Here is a 20,445-nt window from a genome sequence, read left to right as displayed (position 1 = left end):
GAAATTATCTAAACGTGCTATATTCAACTCCGTAAACCCTGAACTGCCCTTTCAGGTATTGCAAATTTATCCACGAGTCAACTGAATGCTCTCTACTTTCAAGAAACTAGCTTCAATTGCAATCATCTTTGCAGCGCTAAAACTTTTACTTAATTACCCGCCGTTCAGAGAAATAGAAAATTATATCGCAAATAGAGACCCAGCAAGTGCAACCTTAGACGCTGGAAATCTGCCGCAAAAACCCAGCAGCCCGCCTCCGGTAGTTCCCAAAAAATCACCGGAGCAAAAGTTTGATGTAGTAGTATATGGTGATGAAGTACCGGGGATATGTGCGGCGATATGGGCTAAGAAGACTTTAGGCGCAAAGGGCAAAGTTGCGATCGTGCGATCGAACTACGGAAGAGCACCTTTGGGTGGCTTACTCACCCGCGGCGGTTTAGCTTACATCGATTTAGATAAAATCCCCGATTGGTACCGCCAACCCTACGCCCAATGTTTTAAGGAATTCTTAGATAAAGCGAATGCGCGCGAATCTTGCTTAGACCCAAAAAGAGCAGATCAAGCTCTCAGGCAAATGCTTTCTGCAGCCAAAGTCAGAGTTATTTCCAACTCAACTCTTACTCCCCACGTCGTAGATAAAAAAATCGAATATGCCGAAGTAAAAGGCAGCACCTTAAAAATTAAAGCCAACTCTTTTATTGACGTAACTCAAGACGCGGAATTAGCCAGAAAAGCCGGATTATCTTATTATACAGGATATCAATCTCAAAATATAAAATCCAAAAATGAAACTTTAGCAGTCTCTGTAGTTCCGAGAATTACAGGTATAACGATGTCCGAATTCCGCAGAATAGAAGATGAAATTCTCTACAACCGGCCTTTGGTAAAAAAAATTAAAGAAAGCATTATGAAATCGAAAGATCCGGCTAGTACAAAATTCTGGATGAGGAATTTCTGGAGTACGATTTATCAGCCATATACAGACGGCTACGATATCAGAAGTGTAGCGATAGGAGCAGCGTATCACATAGACAGAAAGCTGCCCTTCAGTCAAAATAAAGGATTCTTTTTTGATAAAGGCAATGTCTGCGTTTATAACAAAAATGTGCTGTCATGGAACGGGTTTCTGTTTAAATACCAAGTTGACCAAATCATGAAGATGGAAGCTAACGGCAGAAAACCGACTCCTGAAATGATTAGAGAAATGTCATTTCTCCAATACTGGCTACAAAAGAAGTCTGGTAAAGATGTGAGAGTATTTATTCCCGACGAGATTTATATCAGGCAAACTTTGAACGTTCGCGATGTGGTAGATCCGCTGACGGGGAAGGAGATTATCAAAGGGGGAACAGTACCCGAAAAGTCGATCGGCAGTTTTTCCTACGATTTCGATATGCGGGGCGGAGTCAAGAATTTATCTGCGAGAATTCCGCCGCTGCCAGTCTATAATTTCGGCATAGAAAGCGCTTTGGCTAGCAAAGTCAAGAATTTAGCCATTGTCGGGCGATCGTCCGGTTATGTCGGTATGGCTGTATCTGTCGGGCGAATTGCGACGGTGAATATTTATCAAGGACAAGGTGTGGGCGTGGCCGCTGGTTTGGCTAGCAAGTTCGGCGTGCCGCTGAATTCGATTACTTCGGCTGAAACGAAAAAAACTCTGGAGACTTTAACGGGGAAAACGACGTATTTGTCGGGGAGAGATACGAGTTATGGGGTGGATTATAAGGAGGTGAAATAATCGACATATAGCAGTCGCCCGTGTTGCTATACGATGTTAAACCCGCCTACAAACTATAAAGTTTTGTTTGAGTTTGAGAACAAAAAACTCAATTCCTGGAGTTTGATAGCTGTTATTCATTGCGCTCCTTAATTATTGCAAGTTGTTTTACCACTAGGACTAAGGCAAAAAGAAAACCGATTTCTCTGCAAAATCGTGGCTTTCTCCGAGAGAAGGCGGGTTTTGGATTAGGGATTTCTGTCAAATAAGATATTAAAAGGATTTAACCACTGAAGATGTCGAGACCTCATATTCGACGGCGCAAGATTCCCCAACTCTTAGATATCCTCTCGATCTTCGCTCTGCTGCTGCTCGTATTCTGTAATAATGTTTTGAATATCCTCTGCTGCAATATCGACTTGTTCGGATTTGGTGTAAAGGGTCAGCAAAATGATTCCCGTTGCTGTTTGGACGTAGTAAATTAAACGGTATCCACCACTTTTACCTTTTTGAGTGTCGCTATTTCGGACTCTCAACTTGAAGACTGCATAACCCACTCCAGCAATTCGATCTCCGGGCAGTTCTCCCCGTGTAAGTAGTTCGATAATGGGTTGAATATCATTGCGAATGCTGCGGTATTTTTTTGCAAGAGTGCGTAAATTGCGATTGAAGGTTGGTGAAACTATAACTTGAATTAAGGGCAAGTCAGTCATTTTCAATTCCTTCCCACATTTGAGCAACCGAAATGGTTTGCCCAGTCATGGCTTCGTGCCAAGCTTGCCGAAAATCTTGTAGAAGCGCTGCTTTAGATTGCCCCTCTCCGTCAATTTCTGAGGGTTCTGGAATATTAAAAGAATTAGCAGGAGGCATCTCTTGGATTTCTGCTGAGAAAACCTCTGGCAGATTATTTTGCGAAATGATTACCCCCTGCCGTTGCTTTTGGCTTAGAAACTCTATAAAACTCGCAACTAATGCCAGATGTTCTGGAGAAAGTCGATCGAGCCATCGATCGATTTGATGTCGAAGTGCTGCTACATTCATAATGCCATCAAACCTTTTAATTTTACCTTCATTTTAACGTAAACCCGCCCCGCCTTGAATATCGCTCTTCCCTCTGCCTCTGACGCGGATGCGCTTCAAAACTCTTCTCCTCCCTTCTATGGCACAATCTAAATAAGATCAAACTCTCAAGCCACCATGACCGCAAACCTACCTCCCCAATACGACCCCCAAGCCACCGAAGCCAAATGGCAAAAATACTGGGAAGACAACCAAACCTTCAAAGCTGACCCAGAAGCCGGCGGCGAACCTTACTGCGTAGTCATCCCGCCGCCCAACGTGACCGGCAGCCTCCACATGGGACACGCTTTTGAAGAGACGCTGATTGATGTTCTCGTCCGCTATCACCGCATGACTGGACGCAATACCCTGTGGTTGCCGGGAACGGATCATGCTAGCATCGCAGTTCAAACTATTCTCGAAAAGCAACTCAAAGCAGAAGGCAAAACTCGCCACGATTTAGGCAGAGAAAAATTCTTGGAACGCGCCTGGGAGTGGAAAGCTGAATCGGGCAATACTATTACTAATCAATTACGCAGTTTGGGCGTGTCTGTCGATTGGTCGCGTGAACGCTTTACGATGGATGAAGGCTTATCCGCTGCGGTTTTAGAAGCGTTTGTCCGCCTGTACGATGAGGGGCTGATTTATCGCGGTAATTACCTGGTGAATTGGTGTCCGGCCAGTCAGTCTGCTGTGTCGGATTTGGAGGTAGACCAGCAGGAAGTTGACGGGCATTTGTGGCATTTCCGCTATCCTTTGACGGATGGTTCTGGTTATTTGGAGGTGGCGACGACTCGGCCGGAAACGATGTTGGGCGATACAGGGGTGGCGGTGAATCCACAGGACGATCGCTACAAACATCTTATCGGTAAAACTGTCACTTTGCCGATCGTGAATCGCGAAATACCAATCATTGCTGATGAGTTTGTCGATCCGACTTTCGGAACAGGTTGTGTCAAAGTAACTCCCGCCCACGATCCGAATGACTTCGAGATGGGTAAGCGTCACAATTTGCCGTTTATTAACATCATGAATAAGGACGGCACTTTAAATGAAAATGCCGGAGAGTTCCAGGGACAAGACCGATTTGTTGCCCGGAAAAATGTGGTGCAGCGCTTAGAAGCTGACGGGGTTTTGGTTAAAATAGAAGATTATAAGCATACAGTTCCCTACAGCGAACGCGGCAAAGTTCCGGTCGAACCTTTGATATCTACGCAATGGTTTGTGAAGATAGACCCTCTTTCTCAACGCGCTTTAGAAGCATTAGATCAAAGTAACTCACCAGTCTTTGTTCCTGACAGATGGACAAAGGTTTATCGCGATTGGTTGGTGAAGCTGAAAGATTGGTGTATCTCCCGCCAATTGTGGTGGGGACACCAAATCCCGGCTTGGTATGCTGTTAGCGAAACCCAAGGAGAAATTACTGATACAACACCTTTTATAGTGGCGAAAACTGAAGCTGAAGCTAAGGAAAAAGCTACGGCTAAATTTGGTAATGACGTGCAGCTAGCAAGAGATCCCGACGTATTGGATACTTGGTTTTCGTCCGGGTTGTGGCCTTTTTCAACTCTGGGATGGCCTGACAAAACTAAAGATTTGGAGTTTTACTATCCGACAACTACTTTGGTTACAGGTTTTGATATCATCTTTTTCTGGGTTGCTAGAATGACGATGATGGCCGGACATTTTACAGAAAAGATGCCTTTTGATACTGTTTACATTCACGGTTTGGTGTTGGATGAAAACGGTCAAAAAATGTCTAAGAGTAAAAATAACGGTATCGACCCGCTGCTGTTGATTGGCAAGTACGGTACTGATGCTTTGCGCTACACTTTGGTTAAGGAAGTGGTAGGGGCCGGCCAAAATATTCGCATGGAGTACGATCGCAAAACTGATGAATCGAAATCAGTGGAAGCTTCGCGGAACTTCACGAATAAGTTGTGGAATGCGGCCAGGTTTGTGATGATGAATTTGGAGGGACAGACGCCGCAGCAGTTAGGAATTCCTCAACCCCCCCTTACCAAGGGGGGGAAAGAAGAAGGGTTGGAATTGTGCGATCGCTGGATTCTGTCTCGCTATTATCAAGTTGTGCAAGAAAGCCGCAATTGTTTGGAAAATTACGGTTTGGGGGAAGCAGCGAAGGGACTTTATGAGTTTATCTGGGGCGATTTCTGTGACTGGTATATTGAGTTAGTCAAGTCTCGCTTGCAGCAGGATGCGGAACCAAATTCTAAGAAAGTGGCACAGCAAACTTTTGCTTTTGTGTTGGAAGGGATTCTGAAACTGCTGCATCCTTTTATGCCACACATTACTGAGGAGATTTGGCACACTCTGACTCAAACAGGTGACGATCGATGTTTGGCTTTGCAAGCTTATCCTGAAGCCGATATCTCGCTAATTGATGCTGAATTAGAACAGCAGTTTGAGTTATTGTTTGGTACTATTCGCACTATTCGCAATTTGCGGGCAGATGCTGATATCAAACCGAGTGTGAAGGTCACGGCGATTTTGCAAAGCGAAAGCGAGAAAGAACGCCAAATAATCTCAGATGGAAGCGTTTACATTCAGGATTTGGCAAAAGTCGAAAATCTGACCGTAACTGCTAGTTTGGATGCAGAATCCCCCCTTGGTAATGGGGGGCAAGGGGGGTCAATTGCCGGGGTTGTCGGTACTGTGCAAGTATTGATTCCTCTGGCTGGGGTCGTGGATTTGGCCGCTTTGCGTGCTAAATTAGAGAAGAAGTTGAGCAAGGTGGAAGCTGAAATTAAGCATACTGCGGCGCGCTTGACTAATCAGAAGTTTGTGGATAAGGCTACTCCTGATGTGGTTCAGGGGGCGAGGGATGCTTTGGCGGAAGCCGAAAAACAAGCTGAGATTTTGCGCGATCGGCTAAAGTTGTTTTAAGAGTTGACTGTTGACTGTTGACTGTTGACTGTGGCCGGGGCGGGTTTACGAGATAGTTAGTTTCAAGCATAAATTGTTTGTAAAACCCGCCCCTACGATATCGCAAATCCTACAATTATCAATTACCAATAGCAGGACGCGGAATGCACGGATACACGGATAGCTGTTTTTACCCATTACCAGTTATGAATAACTAATAAGCAATCACTTATTACCCTCATGTTATATTTAGCCCAAGTAAAAAATCAGGAAATTTTAGGCGAGATAAGTCTGCAATTGCTGGCTTGCCAAAATGCTGAGGATACTTGGGCTATGCTTTTTGAAGAAACTGTCTTGACCCTACCGCCAGATTTTGCTCAAAATCCAATTAACTCTGCACCTAATGTTTTAAATGAAGGGATGCTAGTATTAGCAGATATTGGCGAAAATAACCAGGTTGTAAATATTCAAGCAGCTACAAACTGGGTACTACAATTAGTTGAGAAATATTTAACAACAGGCTTTACTCCCGATTTTTTGCAGCAAGAAGCCCAGAAAGCAGAAGATTGGAGGCAATCTCTCACTTTGCAGAGTCAAGAATTGTCTCGCCGCTTGATTGAAGTTGAAGCCCGCCGAGAACAAATTCAAAATTTAGAAGCAAAACTCCAGCAGGAAAAGCAATTGTTGGAAAGTTCGATCGCCCAATTGAAAATTCCGCCCGCTACTCCACTAATTTGACTTATAAATTGACTTAAGTTAACCCACTAAAGTTAGGGACACGGCACTAGCGCATCCCCACAAACCTCATATGCAATTTGCTGGACATCATATAATTTGTAACTTGACAAATACCCCTTACCCGTTGCCGAATCCCCAGCAAAATTGCCTGCGGCTAAAGCACTTTTGACTTCATCCAAGCGGCGGGGAGACACAGCAGTTTCTGAGAATTGCTAACATAAGCCCGCTTCTGGAAAACATCGTACTGATTGCGTTCGATCGCATTTAAGATCCTGCTGTACAGCATAGTAGCCGCCCAAACAGTCCAGCGGATATCGGGACTGAGCACTTTTATTCCCGGTTCGGCGCTGGCGTATAATTTGCGAGCTCGCTGAATTTGAAACCGCATCAATTCCCGCCAGCGGTTGTCAATTACACCGTTGAATAAATCTTCTTCGGTGTAGTTAAACAAGGCTAAGTCTTCTAAGGGAATGTAAATGCGGCCGCGGCGGGCGTCTTCTCCGACATCGCGCAGAATATTAGTCAACTGCTTGGCAATACCCAGGGCTATAGCTTCTTCTTTGGGAATTCTATTCCCCCAGTGCCAATTCCAGTTAGCAGCGGAGCTCGATTCGCCTACACCCATGACAGACATCGACATCAGCCCTACAGTACCCGCTACTCGATAACAGTAAAGATTGAGCTCTTCAAAAGTTTCGTAGCGGCTGCGGTACAAGTCCATTTGCTGGCCCGCAATCATCTCTCGAAACGGCTGAATGTCGATCGGGAAACGAGACAGCGTATCCACCAAAGCTACGTCGTAGTCATCGTGAGGATGGCCGGCAAACACAGATTCTAGGCGTTTTTCCCACAGATTGAGGGTTTCAGGGGTCGTTGCATCAGAACCCGGCCCGTCTACGAGTTCGTCGGTGCGGCGGCACCAGACGTAAATCGCCCAAATCGCCCGACGCTTGGCTTCGGGCATGAGTTGAGTGCCTAAATAAAAATTTTTGGCATAACTCGCCGTGACTTGGCGGCACAGTTCGTAAGAGTCATCCACAGAAGCCAGAGTTCTCATGCACTGGAGTTTTGACAGTTGCAGCATCCGAGAATAAGAAATTTAAAGATTAGAACTGATTTTCCCCCGTTTAGAAAACGGGAGATTTTTTACGTCTTTATGAAAAATTCTTAATTTTTCATTGGTTATTGGCCGTTGAAATAGCCTGCGCTGTCAGCTTACCAGAAAGCACGGCACCTTCCATACTCGCAAGATAACGCTGCATCGTATAATCCCCCGTTAGATAGAAATTGCTAATGGGAGTTGTTTGGGTGGGACGGCACTGCTGGCGTCCGGGAGTAGCTTTGTAGACGGAACGTGGGGTTTTGACTACGTGATATTTGAGCAGTTTGGCTGGTTCTGGGATTTGATCGGGAAAGAGTTTTTCTAACTCGACCATTGTGGCTGCGACGATATCTTCGTCAGACTTGCCTATCCAGTCTTTGGCCGGTGCTAAAACCAGTTCCAGCATGGATTTGTCTGGGTTGGCATATTCGCGGCAGGTGTTGCTCATGTCGGCGTAGACGCTCAGCAGGGGCGATCGCGAGAACAGCAAATGGTCGATTTCAGTTAGCTTGCGATCGAACCACAAGTGTACATTAATGACGGGTACTCCCTCCAAGCCTTCGAGCTGTTTGAAATAATCCATTTCGCCCCAAGGTTTCGGCATCATCAACTTGAGCGGGTCAACCGGCATCGCGGAAACGTAAATATCGGCCGTCAGAATTTCTGACTCTGCCCCTTTTACTCCCCGAATGTGGAAGCCGCGCACCGTCTTGTCATCGTTGAGCAAAAACTCTTTGATGGGTGCATTCAGGCGGACTTCGCCGCCGCGCTCAGTTATGTAGTCTACCATCGGCTGACACAACCTTTCTGTGGGGGAACCGTCTAAAAAGGCCATTTTCGAGCCTTTTTTCTCTTGCAAGAAGCGGTTGAGGGCTGTCAGCAGTATGGTTGCAGATATTTCGTGGGGGTCGATGAAGTTGAGCGCCTTGGACATGGCGATGAATACTTCTTTTTCGACTCTGGGGGGGATGTTTTGCTTTTTGAGCCAGTCGGAAAACGAGTATTTGTCCATTTCTTCGACATAGTTTTGACCCTGAAGCATCGCCGGAATCAAACCTATACCGAAGCGGATTTTTTCCGGCCAGGTGAGCATATCGTTGTTGCTCAAGATGGCTGCGACGCCGTTGAAGGGAGCCGGAAGGTCGGGAAAGTCAAAGCGGGAATAGGTTCCGGGGGTTTCCGGCTGATTGAAAATCATCGAGTGCTCTTTCCATTGCAGCCGGTCTTCGATGTCAAGTTCTTTGAAGAGTTGGAGCATATTCGGGTATGCGCCGAAGAAGATGTGGAGGCCGGTTTCGTACCAGTCGCCGTCTGCATCTTTCCAGGCGGCTACTTTGCCGCCGAGTACGTCCCGACTTTCTAGGAGGATGGGGGTGTGGCCCGCGTCGGTAAGATATTTAGCGCAGGAAAGTCCTGCTAAGCCTGCTCCGGCGATCGCAACTCGCATTTGATACTACTTGGCCTCTGTGTTCGCTTCGGTTTAATTATACTTTACAACTCGTTACAATATTTTGTCATTCTCAGCCTAGGGAAAAATCTCACAGACGGGTAAGCCAGCAAAGATCCCCGACTTCTGTCAGATTGTCCTGGATGACAGAGTGAAGGCAAGTTACAGGAAAGCGATCGCACTCTTCTGTGAGGGCGATCGCTCAGAGACGCGGTTGTACTTCGCTTCAATAAAAAATCAACAATGAACTAATTAGAATCCCCAGTATTATTTAAACAATTGTTCGCAGTGCCGCTAGCCCCCCAAGGTGTAGTGGGTAAAAATAATAGAAAAATCTTTTTTCTAGAGCCGTTGGTTTTTTGTCTTTAGAGGTATCGTAGTATGCCAGAACTAGCGGTGTGAATATAGCGAAAATTTGAATCCAGCTTTTGCAACTAATTGCATATCCGATATTCGCTATAGTCCAGCCGAACCACCAAAGGCGATCGCCTCCTCCATTCCACCTAATCATCAATAGCGGGCAAGCCACTGCATACCAGCCGTAAGTCACTCCTAAAATTTGAGCACTTACTAGACCTATGCTTAAAACTGCAATTTTGCGATCGAAGCGTCGGATGTAGCTCAAAGTTAGTGCTGCTACGGCAAAGCTAAACATGATGTTTAACTGTAAATTGCCAAAAAGTAACATATGAGGTATTTGAGAAATTACCCCAAATAATATCAGTCGAGTAATTAGAGGATTTTTGTCCCCCGGTCGTTTCCAGTTTTGAGCAAACACCCAACTAAACAACGGAAAACTGAGGCGGCCCATGATACGCATGGGTTCTGCTTCAATCATCAATCCGATGTGGTCTATTAGCATTAGAGCTGCCGCCAACCATTTAATTTGATTTTGATTCATACAATTGATTCTCCAATTGAGTTATTAAAAGTTCTTTGGTTGTACTAATTAAATATTTGTTTGAGTTTGGGACACAATATGTTTACAATTTTTCGGTCGATCAGTATGTTTTATATGTTATAATATGCAGTTATTGAAGGTGTTTTTAAATATCGAGGGTTCGTATTTTATCTATTTTTAATAAAAATAGTATTGGTTTTTATTAAAATCGTCAGCAGAATTAAATCGACTGTACTCATAATCTATCCTTAAAGCAACACCTAAATTAAAGAGAAAAACTTCTCTTTAATTTAGGTGTTTTAAAAAATATACCTAAAAACACTGTTGTGTACTCCTTAAGGCAGATTTACATTAAATTTATTGATTCGGACAAAATAATGATTGAGTTAATTTTACTGACCTCGATCGCGAGTACTACACCGACGACGATGCCTCCGCCGCCTCCGGTGACTGCTCCATCCAGAATTACTAGAGTGTAGAGGGAATAGGCGCTGGCGGTAATTTTTTGTTCGGTACAGGTGTGGTAGAGGGAATAGGCGCTGTTGGTAATTTTTGGCTCGGTACAGGTAGCGAAGTTGGTTGGGGTTGGGGTTGAGGGAGACCGGGAACACGGATATATCTCCAATTACCAGTAAATAATAGGTACATAACACCCGCAAGCACGACACCGCTAACAACAGCAGCAGTAATTTTCCAAACACTGTAGGGACGTTCGCCTTGAACTTCAGCGGTGCGTGCATTAACCATTACTTGATATCGCTGGTTTTGATAGCGATAGGCGCACAGCCACACAGGTAGCAAAATATGCTTAAAAGTGATAGCATTGTAATCAGTGGAAATGCTGTGAACCCGCTGCTCGTCGCCACCAATATTCCTACAAACATCGAAGTGAATAGTACCGGCCATGACATTTTTAGCAGATTCAAACCCTTGAGTGAGAGAAACTTGCGATCGCTGCGCTTCAAACCCAGCTAAATAAGATGAATTGTAAGCGCGCAGCGACTCCTTGAGATGCCAAGGTTCTAACGCATCCAGACGCGGGCGATCGATCGAAGTTGTAGCGGGAATCAGAATATCGTCAAAAAAGCGATCGACTCTGCCAGAAACAGGCCACCACCTGGTATGTTGCACTTGGCGAGTTTTAGTTTCTGTTTCGCCCTGCGAGTTTGTTTCCGTATAAGTTTCAGTCACGTAGTAGTGTTCTCCGCGATCGCCCCTATAGTAACTAACCGTATAAGTGTCGTAAGTCCAAAACGGCAAATAAACCCCTTGAATTTTCTCCTGTTGGGCTAGGGATTTCAAAGCAGAGGGAGCAAACCAGCGATTGCTGAGCCACTTCTGAATGCTTTCTCTGGCCTGTTTATCACTAACTTCAAAGGGTACAATTCCCTCTGGGTGTACGCTAGGGCTAGCCTTTGCAGGTTGCGTCACAATTGGAGAAGCACAAAATGGGCATTTACCCGCTACTTTCGGCGGTTCAAAAGTAACACTTGCTCCGCAATCATTGCATTTTACTTCCAGGGCTGTTGTTGATAAAGTTGTCAGCGTCGTGCGATCGATTTGGAGATATTGTTCGTAAGAGTTCTCCTTTACCTCTTCAGCAGTTTGGGGAATTGCATCTTCCCAGCCACAGTAAGCACACTTGAGCTTTCCTGCTTGGGGGTTGAACTCTAAATAAGCCCCGCAGCTAGGACAGGGAAAACGTTTAACAGCAGGTTCCGAAGTATTCATAATGGTTAATTGGTGATGTAATTGGTAATTGGTAATCGGGAAAGCATACCAATTGCCAATTACCAATTAACTAAATATGCAAAATTTTAGGCGGCGGCTGGCGGGGGAGGCGGCGGGACTGTTGCCAACAAAGATGCTAATTCCGGCACTTGCGATGCTAACTTCCAGCCGTCAAAACCCGCACGCCACACCATTACCTGATGTGTTAAACCATTTTGCAGAAGTTGATGCAATTCAAAAGGGCCTGATTGTTGACCGTTCTGGGCAATATACCACTGAGTTTGTATTGGCGGGGGAGGTGGTGGTGGAGTTTGCGATGCTGGTGACTGTATCATATTTGTCATTTGTTGACCTAGTGCCATTCCCATGCCAAATTCTAATGCTTGATTGCCGCCGCTAGGGTTATTTGCTGATGCTTCTATGGCGTTAGCAGCTTGATATTGGGTATATTGCTGCATATTTCCCAGAAGTCCGATCGAGGCTCGTTTGTCGAGTGCTTCTTCAACTTCAGGCGGCATCGAGATATTTTCAATTAATAGCTGAGTTAACTCTAACCCAAACTGCTGGATACTTGGCCCTATGGCAACTCGCACCTGTTCGCCCATGTGGGTGTAGTTGGCGGCAAAGTCTAGCAGGGGAACGCGGGAATTGCCAACCCAATTGGCAAAGGCACTGACTATTGTATTGCGTAGCTGTTCGCTGATTTCATCTACTTGAAATAGTCCGTCAGTGCTGATTAGTTGTTTTAAGAGTTGTTCTGGATGGGAAACTTTAATGTTGTATGTGCCAAAAGCCCGCATTCGCACTGGGCCGAGTTCTGGATCGCGGATAATTACAGGGTTAGAGGTTCCCCATCTCAGGTTGGTAAATATTTTGGTGTTAAAAAAGTAGACTTCTGCTTTGAAGGGAGAATTGAAACCGTAGGGCCAACCTTTTAAAGTGCTGAGAATGGGTAAGTTGCGGGTGTACAGTTCGTGCATTCCCGGATCGAAGACATCGGCAACTTGGCCTTCGCTGACAAAGACTGCTATTTGTCCTGGCCGTACAGTTAGTTTAGCACCTTGTTTAATTTCGTTTTGGTGGCGCTCGAATCGATAGGCAATGGTATCGCTGGTATTGTCCAACCATTCGATGATATCGACAAATTCGCCGCGAATCTTGTCAAAGAGTCCCATAGATTTATTTTGGGTTGTTGTTTGATTTTAGCTTCAAGAAGAGCGAGCGGAGTTCCCAATCGCCATTGTAAAGTTTTTACGTGCGATCGTTGGGGATGGGTGCGATCGCCCTTGCAGACAATTCACAATTCCGGTTCAATTCCAGCCGATCGCAACTGAGCGCGCAATTGCTCTAATTGGTCTTCTGCTTGTTGAGCTCTTTCTTGTTCGCGATCGGCTCTTTCTGCTCCCGATAACAGCAAATTTCCTGCACTATCCCACCAGCGCAGCCAAGGTAACTCAACATTTTGATACCTTCCTTGCCAAATTCCCAATTCCACCCCTAACGGTTCAATGGGATAATGACCGCGATCGTTTGCAGCAACTAATTGATACCTATCTTCGATCAGGTGATAGACTTCAACGCTAGCCTTAGTTACTTCATAAATCCCGTAAAATGCCGGACGGATCACATTTTCATAAATCCAGAATTTACCCGGCTTAGTTTCCTGTTGACCCGATCGCAATAAAGGCGTTCTGTCCCGTTCTTCTGCACCATTGCCCGATACAAATTCTAACACAATTAACGGTGCTACAAATTCTTGCCACATCACATAAGAACGGCGCAATTGACCGTCAATAGTTGGCGGGACATTAGGCACATAAAACCAGTCCGGTGCTTCCGCACCCCGTTCTAGCGGCTCAGTTAATCGCCAATAAATACCGCTGTCTTGACCGATACAATAGTTACCATCTGGATGAATACTTTGCAAGAGGGGAGTAATTGAATCGGTTAACAGGATGCTTTGGGGATGTTCTTGAAAATTCTTCACAAAAGTACCGTCTGATTCGGGTAGCTGAGTGTGGTCAGGCCAGCCTGTAGGGTTGTTTTCTATATCTAGGGTGAATTTCATAATGTTATTTGGGTCGCAAGCATTGTTTTGTTTTGAAATAAGTTTTGATTTTGAGTAGATGCAAACTCGATACATCTAACTCAGACCTCTATCTCCCAATCCTCCAGACGCAAACCCTCAACGCGGCTGAACTCGCGGGTATTGTGAGTTACAAGAATTAGGTGGTTGGCAAGAGCAATAGAGGCAATCAAGAGGTCATTAGGGCCGATAGGTGTCCCAGATGCAGCTAGTTGAGCGCGAATTTGACCGTAAATTACGGCAGACTGGTCATCAAAGGGAAGAGATATAAAGCCATTAAAAAAATCTTGCTGTTGGGCGAGCGAGCGATCGGGATTGTTGCTTCTACTAGCTCCATAGAACAGTTCAGCTTTAACAATAGAACACACTGCCACCTCCTCAGAAGGTAGAGCCTGTAACCTTTGCAAAACTCCAATTGCTCTACCGTTCAAGTAACCGATACAGGTATTGCTATCCAGCAAATAAATCACAGCAATTCCTCCCGTTCCTCAAATTCCCCTTGTTCTTCCCGCACTAAAGGTTCATCCTGAAAGCACCCAAAAGTTCTCTCAAAAAAACCGGGCGACCAGCCTAAATCTTCCGGTGTTTTACCCTCAGTTGCTGGTGTTATGCGCTGGAAAACTACAATAACTTCCAAATCTGTATCTGTAATCCCAACCGGGACTTGCAAATGCAACATCCCGTCCGAACCGACGTGCGATCGTACTTTAATACTTTGCATAACTCTGGCCTCATTAAGTTTGTACTGAAATTCAATCTTGTCAGGAATTACTCATCTATGCCAAAGAAAGCGGGTTTTTTACCGAATATGTGGGTGAGTGCGAAAGATTTTCGTCAAAAAACCCGGTTTCTGACCACCAGTGCGTCATTCTACCTCTATATTTAGGATTGGTGTATCTGATTAATTTCGCACGCGAACCCGGTTTAATCCAAAACCAATTAATCGCGCTGGAATATTTCGCAAAATTGGTAACTGCAACAAAAGTGGCGGTGTAAACGGTCGATTTGTATCTAATGCCCCCTTAATAATTCGCTCCTGTACAAACGACTGAAATGCTTGAATGATGCGTGTAGGCAACTCCCGCTGTCGCTGCACCTCTGCCAAATCCCACAGATGCAAGTGATTATTTTTCAGGGACGCGCTGAGTACATTAGCTGCCACGACAGCATCTTGAATAGCATAGTTAATTCCCACACCGCCTACGGGCGACATGACGTGAGCGGCCTCCCCAATTAAGAGCAAACCGGGACGATACCAGCGGGGAAGGCGACTCGATTCAACGGACAGAAAAGAAATTTGCGACCAATCTTTCAGTTGCTCGACCCTATCTGCAAATTCTGGTGCTAATTCAGCAACAGATTTTTGCAAAGCTTCTATTCCTGATTCGCGCAATTTCTGATAGCTGCCTTTCAGAATAATGTAACCGAGTTGCCAATAATCCAAGCGGTCAATTATGGCTAATAAATGACCTCCAACAGCTCGACCTCCCACGCCGAAATCTTGGACATCATGGGGAGTGCGCGGAAAACGAAACCAAAGGACATCCATCGGCGGGGAAGTTTTAATCGGTTCAAAACCTGCTAATTGGCGAAGGCGGGAAAAGCGACCGTCTGCACCGACAGTGAGGGTCGATCGCACTTCATGCCATCCCCCGCGTCCCCGGTATCGAATTCCGCACACAACCCCATTTTCTACAATCGTTTCTTGGACATTAGCTCCCATTACTAGCTGAAAACATGGGTAGCGCTGCGCTTCGGCAGTGATGAATTCGAGAAACTTGACTTGCGGAAGGATAGTGATGTAAGGATACTTGGTTTTGAGACTGGACAAATCTACGAGGGTGGCGGTATTTCCAGCAGCTTGGATGGTGAGGCGGCGCATTTTTGTATGGGGCAATTCCAGCAATTTTTCTGCTAAACCCAATTGATCCATAATTTCCATTACTGACGGATGCAGCGTATCGCCGCGAAATTCTCGATCGAAATCTTTGTGTACTTCTAGCAGCATGACTGGAATATTTTGCCTCGCTAAAAGTAATGCTAAAACAGCACCTGCCGGGCCACCTCCCACAATGCAGCAGTTGGTATGCTGCACGTCAACGATCGAGTGTTCTTGACAAGCTTCTGAATTTTGAACAGAGTTGACAGTCATATTTTTATGTTCCTGTTTGCTCAACAATCCTGCTAGCTATTTTTAGTTTAGCAAAAGGCAGTAGTTAATCAATTCTCAACTTTTTTTAGCTCTCAAAAGATGGACATACACGGCTTTCCAAAGTTGACACTCCTACTCCTCGCAGGATCTCGCACATCCACCAGGGGAGCGATCGCACCCAGCCAACCGCAGCCACTTGACCAAAGTGAGGCAATCCCCCCGCAGCCCCCGCTTCTCGACGCGGTACAATAAATGCAATCATACTTAACGCTTATATTGAAAAGGCTACACACAACGCCACAGGAGACAACTGACGCATGGGTAAAGTAGTTGGCATTGACCTCGGAACAACAAACTCAGTAGTAGCCGTCATGGAAGGCGGCAAACCGGTTGTGATTGCCAATGCAGAAGGGATGCGGACAACTCCCTCGGTAGTCGCTTTCACAAAGGAAGGAGAACGCCTGGTGGGACAGATGGCCAGACGCCAGACTGTTCTCAACCCGCAAAACACCTTTTACGCCGTCAAGCGGTACATCGGGCGCAAATATACCGAACTGACTCCAGAATCAAAGCGCGTCCCTTACACAACTCGCCGCGACGAAAACGGAAACATCAAAATCAAGTGTCCCCGCCTGAAAAAAGATTTTGCCCCAGAGGAAATTTCGGCGATGGTTTTGCGGAAACTGGCCGATGAAGCCAGCCGCTATCTGGGACAAGAGGTGACGGGGGCTGTAATTACTGTTCCCGCTTATTTCAACGACTCGCAGCGACAGGCGACGCGCGATGCGGGACGAATTGCCGGACTTGATGTCAAACGGATTTTAAATGAGCCGACGGCGGCTTCTTTGGCTTACGGTTTGGAGAGGCGAGAAAGTCAAACTATTTTAGTGTTTGATTTGGGCGGCGGTACTTTTGATGTGTCGATTTTAGACGTGGGAGACGGAGTATTTGAAGTTAAAGCAACTAGCGGCGATACTCAATTGGGCGGCAATGATTTTGACTCTAAAATTGTTGACTGGTTGGCCGAACAATTCTTAGAAAAAGAAGGAATTGATTTGCGACGCAACCGCCAAGCTTTGCAGCGCTTGATCGAAGCGGCAGAAAAAGCCAAGATTGAGCTGTCTGGAGTCGGTGTCACCGAGATTAATTTGCCGTTTATCGATGCGAACGAAGATGGCCCTTTGCATCTGGAAACGCGGCTGACTCGCGGTCAATTTGAGGGGCTGTGCACAGATTTGGTGCAGCGGTTGCGGCGGCCAGTCAAACAAGCTTTGGCTGATGCAAGTTTGAGTCCTTCTCGCATTGATGAAGTTGTGTTGGTCGGCGGTTCGACTCGCATTCCTTTAGTTCAGGAAGTGGTTCGCAGTTTGATCGATCGAGAACCCAATCAAAATGTGAATCCCGATGAAGTTGTGGCGGTGGGTGCGGCAATTCAAGCGGGTATTTTGGGTGGGGATGTCCGCGATGTGCTGCTGTTGGATGTGACGCCGCTGTCGCTGGGTTTGGAAACTATCGGCGGGGTGATGAAAAAATTGATTCCTCGCAATACTACTATTCCCGTCAGGCGATCGGACATTTTTTCGACTGCTGAAAACAACCAAACTGTGGTAGAAATTCACGTGATCCAAGGGGAACGGGAATTAGGCAGAGATAATAAGTCTTTGGGACGGTTTAAACTAACTGGAATTCCGCCGGCACCGCGAGGGATTCCGCAGGTGCAAGTAGCTTTTGATATTGACGCTAACGGGATGCTGTTGGTGACTGCTTTGGACAAAACTACCGGCAGGGAACAAAGCATTACTGTGCAAGGTGCTTCGACGCTGACTCAGCAGGAAGTGAATCAAATGATTCGCGATGCGGAACAGTTTGCTCAAGCTGATAAGTTGCAGCGGGAAAAGGTGGAAAAACGCAATCGCGCTGAAGCTTTAGCTTATCAAGCCGAGCGGCAGTTGCGGGAAGTTGCGCTCGATCGCGGAATGCAGTTTGCTCAAAGAAGCCGCCAGCGAATTGAAACTTTAATTCGCGAATTGCGAGACAGTTTGGAACGCAATGATGAGCGCGGAGTTGACCAAGTTGGTTCGGATTTGCAAGATGCTCTTTACGATTTGAGCCGGGAAGTTTCAGCGTTTGCGATGGATGACGACGATGACGATTTCTTTGAGTCGGTAAAGCGGACTTTTACAGGCGACGGTACCAAGCGGCGCAGCGATGACAGCAGCTATTATACCAATGCTAAGCCGTACAGGCGATCGACTGTCGATCCAATTCCCGATCGCCCATACGATCGTATGAACGATCGCATGGGCGATCGCATGAACGATCGTATGGGCGATCGTATGGGCGATCGTATGGGCGATCGTATGGGCGATCGTATGGGCGATCGTAGAAGCAGTGCTAATCGCCCCACTCGCCCTTATCAAAATCAAAGCGACGATTGGGATGATGACGACGATTGGCTGTAATTGAAGGAAGAAGGAAGAAGGAAGAGGGAAGAAGGAAGAAGGAAAATAACGGATTTTCAGCAGAGAATTTGTGACAGCTCTTTTTCTAATTCTTCTCAGATCCTTTCTTTCTTCTCTCCTACACTAGACTTCTTTGAATTAGATAAAGATTACTATGATAAGTAAGGAGAAAATTATGTTGTATGACCCATAGAGAACAATACATCTGGCAGCGGAGTATTTATCTTTGTCAAGTTTGCTACGAATTAACTAAATCTTTTCATTCGTCTGAACTTTATGGTATTACCAGTCAAATTCGCCGTGCATCTGTATCAGTACCAGCTAACATTGCGGAGGGATATGGGCGTGTTACTAGACAAGAGTAGATTCGATATTTGCGAATAGCTCTCGGTTCGCTCAGACAACTGGATACTCATCGAGTGATTTCTGAAAGAGTAGGGTTAGCAAGCAGCACCAGAAAAAATCTTACCTGTTATCAAAGAAGCAGATGAACTCACACGATTAATTGTCAGTACAATCAACAAACTAGAAGGATAAAACATCATCCTTCATCCCTCATTCCTCATCCCTCATCCTTCTTCCTTCTTCCTTCTCCAACTATGCAGAATTTTCGCAATTACTATTTAATTTTGGGAGTGCCCAAAGATGCCACGGCTGATGAGATAAAAAAAGCCTATCGACGGCTAGCCAGACAGTTGCACCCCGATGTAAATCCAGGTGATAAATCTGCTGAAGATAGGTTTAAGGATATTAATGAAGCTTATGATATTCTTTCCGATCTCGACAAGCGCGCTCAATACGATCAGTTTAGTAAATTCTGGAAACAAAAAGGATTTCAAGGAAAGCAAGGGGTGCGACTTCCCAATTTCAAAACTTGGGGAAACAGTAAAACTACCCGCAAAAAACCGGCCGAAGAGGTCGATTTTAGCGATTACTCGGATTTTAATAAATTTCTCGACCAAGTGCTCGGAAGACGCCGGGAAGTGAGGATGGCGACAGCGAATGATGCAGCGGGAGTAGCCTCCTCTGAACCGTGGAGTACGGCTTCTAAGAAAACGAGTTATGTTGCTAATTCTCGCCCACCTAGAAGGGATTTGGACGATCGCGAAATGCGACGGGATTTCGACGATCGCGAAATGCGACGGGATTTCGATGATCGCGAAATGCGACGAGAAACAGTCGATCGGGAAATGCGACGGGAGATAGTCGATCGCGAAATCAGAAAGGATATAGCCGATCGGGAAATGCGACGGGAAATTAGGGAAACAGTCGATCGCGAAACGAGAAGAGACATTGAGGCCAGGCTAACTCTGCCTTTGGAAAGGGCTTATTCGGGCGGTACTGAGCGAATTCGTCTGGAAGATGGGCGAGCGATCGAGGTGAATCTGCCTCCTGCTATGGTATCAGGTCAGCGGATTCGCTTGCGAAATCAAGGTATGGGCGGCGGAGATTTATATTTGAAAATCACGGTTTCTCCCCATCCATTTTTTCGATTGGAAATGTCCGATGTTTGCTGCGAATTGCCACTGACTCCCAGCGAAGCGGTGTTGGGTGGAGATGTGGAAGTACCGACGCTGGATGGCCTGGTAAAGATGAAATTGCCACCGGGAGTAACGTCTGGAAAGCGGTTGCGAATGGCTAACAAGGGCTATCCAACAGGAAATGGCGATCGGGGCGATCAATTGGTAGAAATTCAGGTGTTAATTCCCAAAGAAATTAGCGAGGAGGAACGGGAATTATACGAAAAGTTGCGCCAGGTTGAGTCTTTTAAACCGCGTCAGGATTTATCGGTTTAATGTAGAGTCCGCAATGCGCTCGTTTAATTTTGTAGGGGCGCAATAATGCGCGCCTTACTACTAATTCTGTACGAAAAATTAGGAAATGCTTGGCTAAATTTTACTGACATATTACATTTAGCCACTTGGCTGTAAATAGATGATATCAAATCCGTTGGCATCGGAATTATTCATTTCTCTCTTCTCTTCCTCTGCGCCCTCTGCGGCCTCTGCGGTTTAATAATTCCGAAACAACCGTAAACGATAGGATTTGTCGCCAGAATAGCCGATCGTACTTTCAGCAATCCTGGATCCCATAAGTAAAATTACTGTTGTGATTATTCCTGAACTAGCAGAGAATTAACAATAAGGTAATTTTCCCAAAATCAGGA

The 20,445-nt window shown here is 45.8% G+C and carries 18 protein-coding genes; 6 read left to right on the top strand and 12 right to left on the bottom strand.

The window, feature by feature from the left end:
- Window positions 1–85 precede the first annotated feature (85 nt).
- A complete protein-coding gene (locus QUB33_RS10215) occupies window positions 86–1,738 on the top strand; it encodes an FAD-dependent oxidoreductase (RefSeq protein ID WP_333350013.1) in 1,653 nt (550 codons plus the stop codon).
- 317 nt (window positions 1,739–2,055) lie between these two features.
- Here QUB33_RS10215 and QUB33_RS10210 read toward each other — a convergent pair whose 3' ends face one another.
- Both QUB33_RS10210 and QUB33_RS10205 read right to left on the bottom strand, forming a co-directional pair.
- Complete coding sequence (locus QUB33_RS10210) at window positions 2,056–2,430, bottom strand: type II toxin-antitoxin system RelE/ParE family toxin (RefSeq protein ID WP_333350011.1); 375 nt, start codon at window positions 2,428–2,430, stop codon at window positions 2,056–2,058.
- On the bottom strand, window positions 2,423–2,758 hold the full coding sequence (locus QUB33_RS10205; RefSeq protein WP_333350009.1) for a hypothetical protein: 336 nt from the start codon (window positions 2,756–2,758) through the stop codon (window positions 2,423–2,425). The genes QUB33_RS10210 and QUB33_RS10205 overlap by 8 nt, the downstream gene beginning before the upstream one ends.
- A 156-nt stretch (window positions 2,759–2,914) precedes the next feature.
- Between QUB33_RS10205 and QUB33_RS10200 the strand changes: the two genes are divergently transcribed.
- A complete protein-coding gene (locus QUB33_RS10200) occupies window positions 2,915–5,680 on the top strand; it encodes a valine--tRNA ligase (protein ID WP_333350007.1) in 2,766 nt (921 codons plus the stop codon).
- Between the two features lie 219 nt (window positions 5,681–5,899).
- Window positions 5,900–6,397, top strand: a complete 498-nt coding sequence (locus QUB33_RS10195) for a hypothetical protein (protein WP_333350005.1) — start codon at window positions 5,900–5,902, stop codon at window positions 6,395–6,397.
- 154 nt (window positions 6,398–6,551) lie between these two features.
- Here QUB33_RS10195 and crtB read toward each other — a convergent pair whose 3' ends face one another.
- From crtB to QUB33_RS10145, 10 genes are all read right to left on the bottom strand, one after another.
- Entirely contained in the window at window positions 6,552–7,481 is a 930-nt protein-coding gene (crtB, locus tag QUB33_RS10190) for a 15-cis-phytoene synthase CrtB (protein WP_333060155.1), read from the bottom strand.
- 91 nt (window positions 7,482–7,572) lie between these two features.
- Complete coding sequence (gene pds, locus QUB33_RS10185; RefSeq protein ID WP_333350003.1) at window positions 7,573–8,946, bottom strand: 15-cis-phytoene desaturase; 1,374 nt, start codon at window positions 8,944–8,946, stop codon at window positions 7,573–7,575.
- 271 nt (window positions 8,947–9,217) lie between these two features.
- Window positions 9,218–9,847, bottom strand: coding sequence for a TraX family protein (locus QUB33_RS10180; protein WP_333350001.1), 630 nt, complete (start codon window positions 9,845–9,847; stop codon window positions 9,218–9,220).
- A 468-nt stretch (window positions 9,848–10,315) separates the two neighbouring features.
- Window positions 10,316–11,578, bottom strand: coding sequence for a hypothetical protein (locus QUB33_RS10175; RefSeq protein ID WP_333349999.1), 1,263 nt, complete (start codon window positions 11,576–11,578; stop codon window positions 10,316–10,318).
- 86 nt (window positions 11,579–11,664) lie between these two features.
- Window positions 11,665–12,753 carry an SPFH domain-containing protein gene (locus tag QUB33_RS10170; protein ID WP_333349997.1) on the bottom strand — a complete coding sequence of 363 codons (1,089 nt, stop codon included), beginning with the start codon at window positions 12,751–12,753 and terminating at the stop codon, window positions 11,665–11,667.
- A 122-nt stretch (window positions 12,754–12,875) separates the two neighbouring features.
- Window positions 12,876–13,646 (bottom strand): Uma2 family endonuclease, encoded by a 771-nt coding sequence (locus QUB33_RS10165; RefSeq protein ID WP_333349995.1) that lies wholly within the window; start codon window positions 13,644–13,646, stop codon window positions 12,876–12,878.
- A gap of 80 nt (window positions 13,647–13,726) precedes the next feature.
- Entirely contained in the window at window positions 13,727–14,134 is a 408-nt protein-coding gene (vapC, locus tag QUB33_RS10160) for a type II toxin-antitoxin system tRNA(fMet)-specific endonuclease VapC (RefSeq protein WP_333349993.1), read from the bottom strand.
- Window positions 14,131–14,385: a hypothetical protein gene (locus QUB33_RS10155; protein WP_333349991.1), complete on the bottom strand. Its 255-nt coding sequence runs from the start codon at window positions 14,383–14,385 to the stop codon at window positions 14,131–14,133. The genes vapC and QUB33_RS10155 overlap by 4 nt, the downstream gene beginning before the upstream one ends.
- Before the next feature lie 180 nt (window positions 14,386–14,565).
- On the bottom strand, window positions 14,566–15,816 hold the full coding sequence (locus QUB33_RS10150) for an FAD-dependent oxidoreductase (protein WP_333349989.1): 1,251 nt from the start codon (window positions 15,814–15,816) through the stop codon (window positions 14,566–14,568).
- Window positions 15,817–15,901: 85 nt separating this feature from the next.
- Window positions 15,902–16,078: a hypothetical protein gene (locus QUB33_RS10145; RefSeq protein ID WP_333349986.1), complete on the bottom strand. Its 177-nt coding sequence runs from the start codon at window positions 16,076–16,078 to the stop codon at window positions 15,902–15,904.
- Between the two features lie 55 nt (window positions 16,079–16,133).
- Between QUB33_RS10145 and dnaK the strand changes: the two genes are divergently transcribed.
- The 3 genes from dnaK (at window position 16,134) to QUB33_RS10130 (ending at window position 20,074) form a co-directional block, all read left to right on the top strand.
- Window positions 16,134–18,278: a molecular chaperone DnaK gene (dnaK, locus tag QUB33_RS10140; protein WP_333349984.1), complete on the top strand. Its 2,145-nt coding sequence runs from the start codon at window positions 16,134–16,136 to the stop codon at window positions 18,276–18,278.
- 182 nt (window positions 18,279–18,460) lie between these two features.
- Window positions 18,461–18,643, top strand: a complete 183-nt coding sequence (locus QUB33_RS10135) for a four helix bundle protein (protein ID WP_333349982.1) — start codon at window positions 18,461–18,463, stop codon at window positions 18,641–18,643.
- A gap of 234 nt (window positions 18,644–18,877) precedes the next feature.
- On the top strand, window positions 18,878–20,074 hold the full coding sequence (locus QUB33_RS10130; protein WP_333349979.1) for a J domain-containing protein: 1,197 nt from the start codon (window positions 18,878–18,880) through the stop codon (window positions 20,072–20,074).
- Window positions 20,075–20,445 lie beyond the last annotated feature (371 nt).

It is taken from the genome of Microcoleus sp. B3-A4 (genome assembly GCF_036705385.1).
Taxonomy (GTDB): domain Bacteria; phylum Cyanobacteriota; class Cyanobacteriia; order Cyanobacteriales; family Microcoleaceae; genus Microcoleus.
This window is presented reverse-complemented; position numbering and strand designations above follow the sequence as displayed.